Genomic DNA, 13,041 nt, shown 5'->3' with positions numbered 1-13,041 from the left:
GGAGAGGGTGCGTTAGGGCTTGACGGCGACGGCGACGAGCCCAGGTGCCGGGATGTTGTCTTCATTGCGCGCCGAGAGATCGTCGAGCAGGGGCAGTGTCAGCCCGGCAGCAGCGACCGAGGCGCGCACGTAAGCCGCGCTGTGCGCGTAGCGCAGCCCCGCGCCGAGGATGACGCCCTCACCGTCATGCGTCTCCGTCGTGAACGCGAGCACGCCGCCTGGCACCAGCACGCGCGCGGTCTCGGCGAGCACGGGCGCGAGATCGGCGACATAGACCATCGCGTCCGCAGCAAGGATCAATTCGGCGCTGGCATCGGGCTTGGTCGAAATGCCCTTCAACATGTCGTCGACCTCGAGCTCGGCATAAAGCCCGGTGGTGCGCGACTTGTCGATCATGCGCGGCGACAGGTCGATGCCGATGAAGCGGTCGACATGCCGCGCGAATGCGCCGGCCGCGAGCCCCGTGCCGCAGCCGAGATCGATCGCGCGCTTGAAGAACGCCGGCTTCTTCGCGCCCGCGCGCACCGACAGCACCGCCTTGAACAGCAGCGCCGGACCGCGATAGCCGAGATCGCCGACCAGCGCCGCCTCAAAGCGCGGCGCGTATTGATCGAACAGCGTCTGCACATAGCCCGGCGGCATCGCGCTGACGGCCTCGACGCCGAGCTGCATCAAATGCAGGCCGGCGCCGTGGCGGTCTTCGGGATCGGCATCGCGCGCGGCGCGGAAGGCTGCGATCGCGGCTTCGCGCTGGCCGAGTTCGAGGCGGATCTTGCCCAGCGTGTACCAGGCCGACGGGAATTTCGGCACCAGCTCGATCGCCTGTTCGAGCAGCTCGGCAGCAGCCGGCAGATCGCCCTTCAATTGCAGGTCGCGCGCGAACTCGTAGCGGCGGTCGGCAACGAGGTCGCCGGAGGACAGAAACAGGCGCGGGGCCATTCTCTTTAAGGAACCAATCTCGGCCGGGTCGGGCCATCCATCAAAGCACGGACTTTTTCCGGAGATGGATGCGCCGGTCAAGCCCGCGATTGACGATTAGATATCGCGGAATCAATGCCTATATGTGCGGCATGCGCCCGCAAGACATCCTGATGCCCGTCCCGGCCGGGCTTTGCTGCAAGCCCGGCGGCTTCCACATCGATCCTGTCAGGCCGGTCGAGCTGGCCCTGATCACGCATGGCCATTCCGACCATGCACGGGCGGGCCACGGCGCTGTCCTCGCGACCCAGGAAACCCTCGACATGATGCGGCTGCGCTACGGCGAGAATTTCGCTGGCTCTGTGCAGGCGGTCGCCTATGGCGAGGAGATCAGGCTCGGCGATGTCACGGTGTCGTTTCATCCTGCCGGTCACGTGCTGGGCTCGGCCCAGATCTCGGTCACCTGCAAGGACAGGCGCATCGTTGCCTCCGGCGACTACAAGGACGCGCGCGACCCGACCTGCGCGCCGTTCGAGCTGGTGCCCTGCGACGTCTTCATCACGGAGGCGACCTTTGGATTGCCGGTGTTCCGCCACGGCGATGCCGCCGGCGAAGTCAACAAGCTGCTCGCCTCCGTAAAACTGTTTCCGGAGCGCGCGCATCTGGTCGGCGCCTATTCGCTCGGCAAGGCACAGCGCGTGATCGCCCTGCTGCGCGAGGCCGGCTACGACGCGCCGATCTATCTGCATGGCGCGATGGAGAAGATCACCTACTATTATCAGGAGCGCGGCATTCCCCTCGGTGAGCTCAGGCCCGCGCGCGGCATGAAGAAGGCCGACCTCGCCGGCACCATCACGCTGGCGCCGCCGAGCGCGACCTCGGATGTCTGGACGCGGCGCTTTCCCGATCCGGTCACTGCCTTTGCATCGGGCTGGATGCGCGTACGCGCGCGAGCCCGGCAAGGCGGCATCGAGCTGCCGCTGGTGATCTCGGATCATGCCGACTGGGATGGGCTGACGGCAACGATTGCGGCGACCGGTGCCGGCGAGATCTGGGTCACCCACGGCCAGGAAGATGCCTTAGTGCATTGGTGCAAGACAAAGGGCCTTGCCGCCCGGCCGCTCGATCTGGTCGGCTACGGCGACGAGGACGAAAGCGAGACGGCGGCGGCCACTGGCGAGGCCCAGCCCGATGGCGAGACCAAGAAGCCATGAACCGCTTTGCCGAGCTACTCGACCGCCTCGCCTACGAGCCCGGCCGCAACAACAAGATCAAGCTGCTGGTCGGCTATTTCCGCGAGACTGAGGACCCCGACCGCGGCTACGCGCTCGCGGCGCTGACCGGCGCGCTGTCGTTCAAGCACGCCAAGCCGGGCTTGATCCGCGATCTGATCACCGAACGCGCCGACCCCGTGCTGTTCGGTTATTCCTATGACTACGTCGGCGATCTCTCGGAGACAGTTGCGCTGATGTGGCCGAAGGCGACTGGTGCATCTCACAACGAGTCTTTCCTGGGCCACCCCTCTCCCCCACCCTCCCCCGCAAGGGGGGAGGGTGCCCAACCGGCGTGCTCACCTCACAACGATGTTGAAGGAATTGACGTCAGTGAGGGACGTCTCACTGGACAGGCTCCCTCCCCCCTTGCGGGGGAGGGTGAGGGAGAGGGGTACCGCGGGCGCGATGCAAGTGATGACCCACGCATGCGCAACACTCTCCACAACAACCCACCTCCTCCCATGCTGACCGACGTCGTCACCACGCTGCGCACGCTCGGCAAGGCCGAGCTGCCGGCACAGCTCGCGCGCTGGCTGGACGAACTCGACGAGACCGGACGCTGGGCGTTGCTGAAGCTCGTCACCGGCGCGATGCGGATCGGGATCTCGGCGCGGCTGGCGAAGACCGCAGCGGCCGCACTCGGCGACAAAGACCCGCACGAGATCGAGCTGATGTGGCCGGGGCTGTCGCCGCCCTATCTCGACCTGTTCGCCTGGCTCGAAGGCCGCGGCGACAAGCCTGTCAACAGCGACCCGACCCCATTCCGCCCGGTGATGCTGGCGCATGCGATCGAGGATGCGGACTTTGCCAATCTCGACGCCGCCGATTTCAGCGCGGAATGGAAATGGGACGGCATCCGCGTGCAGGCAGTCGCCGGCCGTGATGCGCACGGCCACATCCAGGCGCGGCTCTATTCGCGCACCGGCGAGGACATCACCGGCAGCTTCCCCGACCTGGTGCCGTCGCTGCATCTGCCCGGCGCGATCGACGGCGAATTGCTGGTGCTGCGCGACGGCCGCGTGCAGACCTTCAACGTCTTGCAGCAACGGCTGAACCGCAAAGTCGTCTCGCCGAAGCTGATCAAGGAATTCCCAATTCATCTGCGCGCCTACGACCTGCTCGGCGACGACGCGAACGATCTGCGCGAGCTGCCGTTCACCGAACGGCGTGCGCAGCTCGAAGCCTTCGTCGCCAGGCTGAACGATCCGCGCATCGACCTGTCGCCGACCGTGCCGTTCGCAAGCTGGGAAGAGCTCGCCGCCGCGCGCGCCGATCCGAAGAGCGCAGGCGCCGGCGATGATGCGGACGCGGTCGAAGGCGTGATGCTGAAGCGGCGCGACGCACCCTATCTGCCCGGACGGCCGAAGGGCCCGTGGTGGAAGTGGAAGCGCGATCCGCACATCATCGATGCCGTGCTGATGTATGCCCAGCGCGGCCACGGCAAGCGCTCGTCCTATTATTCCGACTATACATTCGGGGTCTGGACCCGTGGCGAGGCCGGCGACGAGCTGGTGCCGGTCGGCAAGGCCTATTTCGGCTTCACCGACGAGGAGCTGCTGCAGATCGACCGCTTCGTCCGCCGCAACACCACCGAGAAGTTCGGGCCGGTGCGGCACGTCGTGCACGAGCCGGATCAAGGGCTGGTGCTGGAAGTCGCCTTCGAGGGCCTGCAGCGCTCGCCGCGACACAAATCCGGCGTCGCGATGCGCTTTCCCCGCATCAGCCGCCTGCGGTGGGACAAGCCTCCGCGCGAAGCCGACCGGCTGGAGACACTTGAACGGCTGTTAATCTCCATGACAGGAAGTTAAACCCGCAAGCCGCATGGCAGCCATTGATCGCGCCCCGCGGGTTTCCCATGTGCACCGCCGTGACCTATAATGCGCGGGCGATTCCGCCAGGAGACAACGATGCCCAACGACGTCAGGGACTTGCCGGCCGGCGGCCAGAGCGACGGCCTGTACCGCTTTCTCGGCGGCTCGCCGCTCTCGGTGGCGTTCCGGTTGATCCTGCTCTCGATCCTGGTCGGCGTCGTGCTCGCCGCGATCGGCCTCGACCCGTGGAACATTCTCCATAGCATCCGCAGGCTGTTCCAGAGCCTTTGGGATTTCGGCTTCGACGCGATCAACTGGGCCTGGCGCTACTTCCTGCTCGGCGCCGTGATCGTGATCCCGATCTGGCTGTTGTCGCGGCTGTTCGGCGCGCCGCGCGGCCGGTGAATCAAAGGAAAGCTCGCAGCCGATGCAATTGCGATTTGTCGGCTGCGGCGATGCATTCGGCTCCGGCGGCCGCTTCAACACCTGCTTCCACGTCAGCGGCGCGCGGACCAATTTCCTGATCGACTGCGGCGCTTCATCGCTTCCCGCGATGAAGCGGCTCGAGATCGACCGCGACGCGATCGACCTGATCCTGATCACGCATTTCCACGGCGACCATTTTGCCGGCCTGCCGTTCTTCCTGCTCGACGCGCAATTTTCGCGCCGCAGCCGGCCGCTGGTGATCGCAGGTCCCGAAGGCATCGAAACGAAGCTGCCCGCAGTGATGGAGGTGATGTTCGAGCACTCCTCCAAAACCAGACAGCGCTTCGATCTGTCCGTCGTCACGCTCACGCCGCAAGAGCGGCGCAGCTTCGGCGAGGTGACCGTGACGCCCTACCCGGTGATGCATGGCGAATCCGGCGGTCCGCACCTCGCCTATCGCGTCGAGGCGGAAGGCCGCGTCGTCAGCTACAGCGCTGACACCGAGTGGACCGACGCGCTGATCCCCGCGGCGCGGGACGCCGATCTGTTCATCGCCGAAGCCTATACGTACGACAAATTGGTCAAGAACCATCTCAGCCTGACAACGCTGGAAGCGCATTTACCCGCCATCAACGCCAAACGCGTGGTGCTGACCCACATGAGCGACGACATGCTCGGCCGCGTCGACGAGCTGCCGTACACGGCAGCAAGCGACGGCATGGTCGTGGTGTTCTGACCGCGCAATTGCTTCGCGGGCTGCCCAGCCCCCTCGCCACCGCATTGCTCTGAGAACAATTCGAGCATGGCCGCGCGGCGGACGACGCGATAAAATAGGACGTTCCTCACAATTGTAGCCATGCACGCCCCCGTTCACCAGAAGATCACGAGCCGCCAAGTTTTCGCCATCGCCGGCCCCGCGATGGTCGCCAATTTGACCACGCCGCTGATCGGCATCGTCTCGACCACCGCGATCGGCCATCTCGACGATGCCGCGCTGCTCGGCGGCGTGGCGATGGCCTCGGTGATCTTTGACTGCCTGTTCTGGCTGTTCGCCTTCCTGCGCATGAGCACGCTGGCCTTCACCGCGCAGGCGCAGGGCGCCGGCGAACCTCAAGAGTTCGCTCCGATCCTGGTGCGCGGCTTCATCGTCGCCGGCCTGATCGGCGCGGCGCTGATCGCGCTGCAGGTGCCGCTCGCCGCAATCACATTCCAGCTGATGGGCGGCAGCGAGGGCGTCACGCGTGCGGCCAAGAGCTATTTCATGATCCGGATCTGGTCGGCGCCGCTGGCGCTCGCCAACTACGTCATCCTGGGGTGGCTGGTCGGCCAGGCGCGCGCCAATCTGGCGCTGGCGCTGCAGATCGTGATCAACATCATCAACATGATCGCAACCGTGCTGCTGGTGCAGGCCTATGGCGCCGGCATTGCCGGTGCCGCGATCGCCGCCGTGCTCGCCGAGACCGCTGGTTTCATTGTCGGCATCGTCGTGGCGTGGCGGATCTCGCAAGGCGGCTTTGCGGTTCCAGCCGCCACGCTGTTCGATCGCGCCAAGCTGACGCGCATGCTGGCCGTCAACCGCGACATCATGGTCCGCACCGCGGCGCTGATCGTCGTGTTCCTGTTCTTCACCGCAAAGGGCGCGCGCGAAGGCGACGTGACCTTGGCGGCGAATTCGGTGCCGAACAATTTCCTGCTGGTGAGTGCCTTCTTCCTCGACGGCCTCGCCAACGCCGCGCAGCAGCTGTGCGGCCGCGCTTTCGGCGCGCGCGACGGACGCGGCTTCGCCGATTCGACGCGGCTGGTGCTGCTGTGGGGCATCGGCTTCGCGCTGGTGGTCTCGGTGCTGTTCGCGCTGTTCGGACCGGCGCTGATCAATTTGATGACGACCAGCGAGGACGTGCGCCGCTATGCGCGCGAGTTCCTGGTGTTCGTGATCCTGGCCCCCCTGCCCGGCGTGTTCGCGTTCGGCTTCGACGGCATCTATGTCGGCGCGACCTGGGCGCGCGAGATGCGCAATTTGATGCTGGCCTCGCTCGCGATCTTCCTCGCCGCATGGTGGGTGCTGAGCGGATACGGCAACACCGGCCTGTGGATCGCGCTGCTCGGCTTCTACGTCGCGCGCGGCGGCTTGCAGGGCCTGCGCTATCCGGCGCTGCTGAAGAAGTCATTCAAATCGTAGATTCGTAGCCCGGATGGAGCCAAGCGAAATCCGGGGTCTCCGCCCTCGGCAAGACCGTCCCGGATTGCGCGGAGCCTGTCATCGGGCGCGCGTTCGCGCGACCCGTTGGCTCCATCCGGGCTACGGGTACTTACCGCACCGGCCAATCCTCGGCCGTAATGGTCGCGGCATCGGCGCCGACTATTTCCGACAGCGAGTCGCGGCCGGTGCGCAGCAAGGTCGAGGACAGGTCGCGCTTGATGTCGTCGACCAGACCGATGCCCTTGTAGACCAGCGAGGAGTAGAGCTGGATCAGGCTGGCCCCGGCGCGGATCTTGGTCAGCGCCGCACCACCGGAATCGATGCCGCCGACGCCGATCAGCGGAAACGCGCCTTCGACGCGGACATAGGTCTCGGCCACCATCCGCGTCGACAGCCGGTACAGCGGACGGCCCGACAGACCGCCCTGCTCCTTGGCGCGGTTGTCCTCGCGCAAGGTCGAGGGGCGCGCAAGAGTGGTGTTGGCGACGATCATGCCGTCGACGCGCCGCGAGCGCGCGATGTGCACAACGTCGTCGAGCTCGGCGAGGCTCAGGTCCGGCGCGATCTTGAGCAGCACCGGCGAGTCGCCCGCGTTCTTGCGTACGCGCTCGCGGGTATCGATCACCCGCGCCAGCAGATCGTCGAGCGCCGCCGATTGCTGCAGATTGCGCAGGCCCGGCGTATTCGGCGAGGAGACGTTGACGGTGAAATAGCTTGCGACCGGCGCGAACGTCTCGATCAGCTTCACATAGTCGGCGACGCGGTCGGCTGAATCCTTGTTGGCCCCGACATTGACCCCGACGATCCCTGCGGCGCCGGCGCGCGCGGCGAGCCGCCGCAGCACGGCTTCCGCGCCGTCATTGTTGAAGCCCATGCGGTTGATGACGGCCTCGTCGCGCTCCAGGCGAAACAAGCGCGGCCGCGGGTTGCCGGCCTGCGGCTTCGGCGTCACCGACCCGATCTCGACAAAGCCGAAGCCGAGCCGCAGCAGTGCGTCGGGCACCTCGGCGCTCTTGTCGAAACCCGCCGCCATGCCGATCGGGTTCGGGAAGTTCAGTCCGAAGGCGCGCACCGCGAGCTTGGGATCATCCACCCGTTGCCGGATCGGCGGCAACAGCTTCAGGCCCTGGATCGCCATGCGATGGGCATCTTCCGGATCGAACCAGCGCAGCAGCGGCAGCGAGAAGGCGTCGAAGGCACGGATCACGGCTTGAGCTCCGGAACGTCGTGGCCACCGTCGGAGCGCGCGCGCAGGCTGAGGATCTCGATGACCGCGCCGAGGTCGAGTTCGCCATAGAGATGCGGGAACAGCTCGTCGTTGCGCGACCGCTCCCAGCGCAGGGCGTCGCCCAGCACATCGGCATCGACCGCGACCAGGAACAGGCCGGTTTGCCCGTGGTAGTGCTTGCGCGCGGTCTCGGCCACCTGGGCGGCGGTGGAAAAATGGATGAAGCCGTCGCGATTGTCGTCCGCACTGCCCCGGTACACGCCCTGCCGCTCGGCCTCGCGCCAGGCCGAAGCGGGGGTGATTTTGTAGATCATGGGCACGGCCCGGCCTTCCCTTTTGTCCTTGAGTCTCTTGGGGTTTTATCCGGATTTGAGGGGAAATGCCCCAGACGCCATGTGGCGAGCGAGGGACCGTATCGGCGGCAGCGGCGCAACTCAAGCGGTGCCGGGACAGATCCGGCGGCAGATTTGCGAAAATCCCAAGTTTCAGGCAATAATTCCTAGGATACCACCCGGGGGATGTCCTCGATGGCGAAGCAACCCAAAGCCGCCCGACCGCTGACCCACGCGCAGGTCTGGGCCGCACTCGATCGGCTCGCCGAACGCGCCGGCCTGTCACCGTCCGGCCTTGCCAAGCAGTCCGGTCTCGATCCCACCACCTTCAACAAGTCCAAGCGCGTGACCGGCGACGGCCGCGAGCGCTGGCCTTCCACTGAATCGCTCTCCAAGGCGCTGGCCGCGAGCAATGCCAGCATGGAGACCTTCGTGCAGCTGCTCGGCGATGGCCCGCGCGCCGGCCAGTCGGTGCCGCTGATCGGCTTCGCACAGGCCGGCGCCGGCGGCTATTTCGACGACTCCGGCTTTCCCGCCGGCAAGGGCTGGGATGAAGTGGCGCTGCCGGCGACAACAGACGAGCACGCCTATGCGCTGGAGATCGAGGGCGACTCGATGAAGCCGGCCTATCGCGAAGGTGACATCATCGTGGTGTCACCGGCGACCGCGATCCGCCGCGGCGACCGCGTCGTGGTGCGCACCACCGGCGGCGAGGTGATGGTGAAGGAATTGAAGCGCCGCACCGGCAAGGTGCTGGAACTCGCCTCGCTCAATCCGGAGCATCCCGACCGCATGCTCGATGCCGAAGAGGTCACGTGGATCGCGCGCGTCGTGTGGGCGAGCCAGTAGCTGGCCGAGCCGGCGACCACAAAATCGGTGTCGTCCCGGGCAAGCGAAGCGCGACCCCAGACCCATAACCACCGATGATTGTTGCGCACCACGCTGGGGCCACAGCGCGCTTCAACAACTCGACACTGTGGTTATGGGTCCCTGCTTTCGCAGGGACGACGGCGGAGGTTGTAGCGCCGTCCCCCTACGTCGCGTAGTCCGGCTCCTTGCGGTCCAGCATCCGCTTCAGTGCATCGAAATGCCGCTGCGCCGGGGACGGACCGTTGTAGAGATGGTCGTCGCGGAAATCGCGCTTGGTCTTCTCTACCACATGCTGCGGCAATTGCTTCAGCGGCTGCTGGGTCCACATCGCGTAGATCTGCACCTGCGCGGCGCGCTCGATGTAATAGAGCCGGTCATAGGCGTCGGCGACGGTCTCGCCGACGGTCGAGATGCCGTGGTTGGCCATGAACAGGATGGTCTTGTTGCCGATCACCTTGGCGAGCCGCGCACCTTCCTCTGGATCGAGCGCAGGGCCGGTGTAGAGATCGTCATACGCGATCGCCTCCGACAGCCCGACCTCAGTCTGGCCGATCTCCTTGATGCGGGGATCCTTGAGCCGCGTCAGCGCGCTCGCATACGGCATGTGGGTGTGGAACACCGCCTTGGCCTGCGGCAACGCCTTGTGGATCGGCGCATGGATGCAGAAGCAGGAGCGCTCGACCTCACCCTCGCCGCGCTTCACCTCGGCATCGTCGATGCCGACCTCCATGAAGGACGACGCAGTGACCTCCGACCAGTGCATGCCGAACGGGATCTGGTAGTAGCGATCGGTGCGGCCGGGCACCACGAAGGTGAGATGGTTGAAGATGCCTTCCGAAAAGCCATGGATGTAGGCGAGCCGATGCGCGGCCGCGAGGTCGACTCGCGCCTGCCATTCCTCGGCGCTCGAACTGTCCTGCAGCGATGTCGGCGAAACCCTGAACTGCATGCGCATGCTCCCATCTGTGCCGGCCTCTCTGCGGAGGCCGTGCTGATTTTATGGAAGCGAGTTTAGCGCAATCCGGCGCCAGCTCCCGCTGAAATTGCCGGGGATCAGCCATCCGGATTTTGCGGGCTCGCCGCGATCATGTGATATCGATGGCGCACCTACAAGGTTCACGACCAAGAAGGGCGAGCCGCTGTAAGCACCACAACTTCCGCTGTCGTCCCGGCCTTGAGCCGGGACCCATAACCACCAATCGTCGCATGTTGTGGTGCTGGAGCCACAGCTCGCTTTAACAACTAAGGCCTGTGGTTATGGGTCCCTGCTCCCGTGCGCAATTGCGCACTAGGCAGGGACGACAATCGGAAGAGTCGTCGAACTACGACGAACGCGCCAGCGCGCCGTCGATCATGTTGACCGCATTCTGCACGCCGTAGACTGCGACGAAGGAGCCGAAGCGCGGCCCTTTCTCCTGACCGAGCAGCACCTGGTAGAGCATGTTGAACCAGTCGAGCGAGACGCCGGGGCGGCCGTCCTTGCCTTTCTTGACCATGTCGAGGAACGGCTCGCGGCGGCCGATCTCGTAGACCACGTTCTGGATGTCTTCCGCGGTCGCACTTGCCGGCATGTTGGCGAGCGCATCGCGCAGATCCTGCAGCGCGGCGCGCTCACCCTCGGTCGGCTCGCGGAACTGCTTGGTCGGCGCCACGAAGTCGCGATAGTAGTTGATGGCATAGCCGACCATCGCGTCGAGCTTCGGATGGATCTGCGGCGTCACGCCGGGCCGATAGCGGCCGATGAAGCCCCACAACGTCTCGGCGTTCTCCGCATTCGACGACGACACCAGCGTCAGCAAGAGCTGGAAGGTGACGGGCATGTCGGCCTGCGGCGGCTTGCCGGAATGGATGTGCCAGACCGGATTCTGCAGCTGCTGCCGCGCCTCCTGCCGCGTGAAGCCGTCGAGGAACTGCTGGTAGTCGTCGACATTGCGCGGGATGACGTCGAAATAGAGCCGCTTCGCCGCCTTCGGCTCGCGGTACATGAACAGCGACAGCGATTCCGGCGAGGCGTAGCGCAGCCATTCATCGATGGTGAGCCCGTTGCCCTTCGACTTCGAGATCTTCTGGCCCTTCTCGTCGAGGAACAGCTCGTAGTTGAAGCCTTCGGGCGGTGTGCCGCCGAGCGCCGAGCAGATCTTGGCGGACAGCTTCACCGAGTCGATCAGGTCCTTGCCGGCCATTTCGTAGTCGACGCCGAGCGCGTACCAGCGCATCGCCCAGTCCGGCTTCCATTGCAACTTGCAGCGACCGCCGGTGACGGGAACGGTGACGCTCTCCTTGGTATCGGGATCCTCGTAGGAAATCGTGCCGGCCTTGGCGTCATGCGCGGTCACCGGCACGTAGAGCACGAGGCCGGTGCGCGGACAGATCGGCAGGAACGGCGAGTAGCTCGCCGCTCGCTCCTCGCGCAGCGACGGCAGCATGATCGCCATCACCTTCTCGATCCGCTCCAGCATGCGCAGCAACGCGGCATCGAACCGGCCGGAGGTGTAATACTCGGTCGAGCTCGCGAATTCGTAGTCGAAGCCGAACTGATCGAGGAAGGCGCGCAGCCGCGCATTGTTGTGCTGGCCGAAGCTCGGATGGGTCCCGAACGGATCGGGTACCTTGGTCAGCGGCTTTCCGAGATGCTGTGCGAGCATCTCCTTGTTCGGCACGTTGTCCGGCACCTTGCGCAGGCCGTCCATGTCGTCGGAGAAGGCGAGCAGGCGCGTCTTGATTTTGTCCTCGGTCAGGACGCGGAAGGCGTGGCGCACCATCGTGGTGCGCGCGACCTCGCCGAAGGTGCCGATATGCGGCAGGCCCGAGGGGCCGTAGCCGGTCTCGAACAGCACCTCGTCCTTGGGATTTTTCTTCAGCCGCGCCACAATCGCTTTCGCCTGCTCGAACGGCCAGGCGTTGGATTGTTCGGCGAGCGCCCGCAGGTCGCTCGGGCTGGCAGCAAGATCAATCACGGACATTCTTCAGGCTTTCTCCAAAAGGCCGCGAAAACTAACGCTTTCGCGGCAAAATGCAAAACGACGGCAGCGGTGCCTGCTCCCTCGCCCCGCCCTTGCGGGGAGAGGGTTGGGGTGAGGGGCTCGATCCGCATCAACGGCAAGAGCCGGAATCGCGGTGAGTCCCCCTCACCCGGAATTCAAGCTGCGCTTGAATTCCGACCTCTCCCCGCAGGCGGGGCGAGGTGAAGACACTCGTTCCTCAGAACGGGCTGATCGAGAAATAACGCAGCCACAGATCGGTGAAGCGGCCTTTTTCCCAGATCCGGAACAGCGCCCAGTTCAGCGACTGCCGGAGCAGGTCGTTGCCCTTGCGCACCGCGATGCCGACGCCCTCGCCGAAAAAGCGGCTCTCGACGAAGGGGCCGCCGGAAAACGCGCAGCATTCGGCGGAATCGGTGCCGTTGATCCAGAACGCGAGCGAGATCGCATCGCCAAAGATGAAGTCGACCTCGCCGCGGCGCAGTGCCGCGCGCAGCGCGTCGTTATCCGGATAGGAATGGATCTCGGCGTCGGTGAACATCGCCTTGAGATAGGCCTCGTGCGAGGTGCCGGCGATGACGCCGACCTTCTTGCCCTCGAGATATTCGGGACGGATTTCCGGCATCACGTTGTCGCGGCGCGACGCGAAGCGCGCCGGCGCACGGTAATAGGGATCGGTGAAATCGACCTTGGCGCGCAGCTGCGGCGTCACCGCCATCGAGGCGATGATGGCATCGCCGCGGTTGGTGGCGAGCGCATCGATCAGGGTCTCGAAGCGCCGCATCTGGATGGTGCAGGTGACCTTGATCTCGTCGCACAGCGCCCGCGCCAGGTCGACGTTGAAGCCGGCCGGATTGCCGTCCGGACCAGTGAAGTTGAACGGCGGATAATCGGTCTCGGTCAGGAAGCGAATCACGGTGAGGCGCGACAGGTCGGGCCGGTCCGGGCGCCGCCGCGGATCCCAGAAGCCGGGCACCGCCTGGGGCGCTGCTTCGGCCGCG

The 13,041-nt window shown here is 65.6% G+C and carries 12 protein-coding genes; 6 read left to right on the top strand and 6 right to left on the bottom strand.

The features are described 5' to 3' along the window. Positions 1-12: 12 nt before the first annotated feature. Entirely contained in the window at positions 13-939 is a 927-nt protein-coding gene (locus H8A95_RS36970; RefSeq protein WP_229187559.1) for a methyltransferase domain-containing protein, read from the bottom strand. Positions 940-1,070: 131 nt separating this feature from the next. On the opposite strand from H8A95_RS36970, the gene H8A95_RS36965 reads away from it, so the two are divergent. The 5 genes from H8A95_RS36965 (at position 1,071) to H8A95_RS36945 (ending at position 6,608) form a co-directional block, all read left to right on the top strand. Next, entirely contained in the window at positions 1,071-2,132 is a 1,062-nt protein-coding gene (locus H8A95_RS36965) for a ligase-associated DNA damage response exonuclease (RefSeq protein ID WP_229187558.1), read from the top strand. Beyond that, entirely contained in the window at positions 2,129-4,000 is a 1,872-nt protein-coding gene (locus tag H8A95_RS36960; protein WP_229187557.1) for a cisplatin damage response ATP-dependent DNA ligase, read from the top strand. The genes H8A95_RS36965 and H8A95_RS36960 overlap by 4 nt, the downstream gene beginning before the upstream one ends. Positions 4,001-4,099: 99 nt before the next feature. Beyond that, positions 4,100-4,408 carry a DUF6460 domain-containing protein gene (locus H8A95_RS36955; protein ID WP_229187556.1) on the top strand — a complete coding sequence of 103 codons (309 nt, stop codon included), beginning with the start codon at positions 4,100-4,102 and terminating at the stop codon, positions 4,406-4,408. A 22-nt stretch (positions 4,409-4,430) separates the two neighbouring features. Further along, a complete protein-coding gene (locus tag H8A95_RS36950; protein WP_229187555.1) occupies positions 4,431-5,165 on the top strand; it encodes an MBL fold metallo-hydrolase in 735 nt (244 codons plus the stop codon). Positions 5,166-5,285: 120 nt separating this feature from the next. Beyond that, positions 5,286-6,608, top strand: a complete 1,323-nt coding sequence (locus tag H8A95_RS36945; RefSeq protein WP_229187554.1) for an MATE family efflux transporter — start codon at positions 5,286-5,288, stop codon at positions 6,606-6,608. Positions 6,609-6,738: 130 nt separating this feature from the next. Here the strand turns inward: H8A95_RS36945 and H8A95_RS36940 are convergent, their stop codons facing one another. Both H8A95_RS36940 and H8A95_RS36935 read right to left on the bottom strand, forming a co-directional pair. Next, positions 6,739-7,836, bottom strand: coding sequence for a quinone-dependent dihydroorotate dehydrogenase (locus H8A95_RS36940; RefSeq protein ID WP_229187553.1), 1,098 nt, complete (start codon positions 7,834-7,836; stop codon positions 6,739-6,741). Next, entirely contained in the window at positions 7,833-8,177 is a 345-nt protein-coding gene (locus H8A95_RS36935; RefSeq protein WP_229187552.1) for a DUF952 domain-containing protein, read from the bottom strand. The genes H8A95_RS36940 and H8A95_RS36935 overlap by 4 nt, the downstream gene beginning before the upstream one ends. A 207-nt stretch (positions 8,178-8,384) precedes the next feature. Here H8A95_RS36935 and H8A95_RS36930 point away from each other — a divergent pair, with 207 nt between their 5' ends. Beyond that, positions 8,385-9,038, top strand: a complete 654-nt coding sequence (locus tag H8A95_RS36930) for a S24 family peptidase (RefSeq protein ID WP_229187551.1) — start codon at positions 8,385-8,387, stop codon at positions 9,036-9,038. A gap of 184 nt (positions 9,039-9,222) precedes the next feature. Here the strand turns inward: H8A95_RS36930 and H8A95_RS36925 are convergent, their stop codons facing one another. From H8A95_RS36925 to H8A95_RS36915, 3 genes are all read right to left on the bottom strand, one after another. Next, complete coding sequence (locus H8A95_RS36925; protein WP_229187550.1) at positions 9,223-10,008, bottom strand: class II aldolase/adducin family protein; 786 nt, start codon at positions 10,006-10,008, stop codon at positions 9,223-9,225. Positions 10,009-10,381: 373 nt separating this feature from the next. Beyond that, positions 10,382-12,022 carry a lysine--tRNA ligase gene (locus H8A95_RS36920; RefSeq protein WP_229187549.1) on the bottom strand — a complete coding sequence of 547 codons (1,641 nt, stop codon included), beginning with the start codon at positions 12,020-12,022 and terminating at the stop codon, positions 10,382-10,384. 238 nt (positions 12,023-12,260) lie between these two features. Then, a partial coding sequence (locus H8A95_RS36915) for a transporter substrate-binding domain-containing protein (RefSeq protein ID WP_229187548.1) occupies positions 12,261-13,041 on the bottom strand: 781 nt, incomplete at its 5' end.

This window comes from Bradyrhizobium oropedii (genome assembly GCF_020889685.1).
Classification (GTDB): domain Bacteria; phylum Pseudomonadota; class Alphaproteobacteria; order Rhizobiales; family Xanthobacteraceae; genus Bradyrhizobium; species Bradyrhizobium oropedii.
This window is presented reverse-complemented; position numbering and strand designations above follow the sequence as displayed.

Bases quoted from the DNA above. Each gene is read 5' to 3' on its own strand.
- H8A95_RS36970 (WP_229187559.1), bottom strand. From the start codon at position 939: ATGGCCCCGCGCCTGTTTCTGTCCTCCGGCGACCTCGTTGCCGACCGC.
- H8A95_RS36965 (WP_229187558.1), top strand. From the start codon at position 1,071: ATGCGCCCGCAAGACATCCTGATGCCCGTCCCGGCCGGGCTTTGCTGC.
- H8A95_RS36960 (WP_229187557.1), top strand. From the start codon at position 2,129: ATGAACCGCTTTGCCGAGCTACTCGACCGCCTCGCCTACGAGCCCGGC.
- H8A95_RS36955 (WP_229187556.1), top strand. From the start codon at position 4,100: ATGCCCAACGACGTCAGGGACTTGCCGGCCGGCGGCCAGAGCGACGGC.
- H8A95_RS36950 (WP_229187555.1), top strand. From the start codon at position 4,431: ATGCAATTGCGATTTGTCGGCTGCGGCGATGCATTCGGCTCCGGCGGC.
- H8A95_RS36945 (WP_229187554.1), top strand. From the start codon at position 5,286: ATGCACGCCCCCGTTCACCAGAAGATCACGAGCCGCCAAGTTTTCGCC.
- H8A95_RS36930 (WP_229187551.1), top strand. From the start codon at position 8,385: ATGGCGAAGCAACCCAAAGCCGCCCGACCGCTGACCCACGCGCAGGTC.
- H8A95_RS36925 (WP_229187550.1), bottom strand. From the start codon at position 10,008: ATGCAGTTCAGGGTTTCGCCGACATCGCTGCAGGACAGTTCGAGCGCC.
- H8A95_RS36920 (WP_229187549.1), bottom strand. From the start codon at position 12,022: ATGTCCGTGATTGATCTTGCTGCCAGCCCGAGCGACCTGCGGGCGCTC.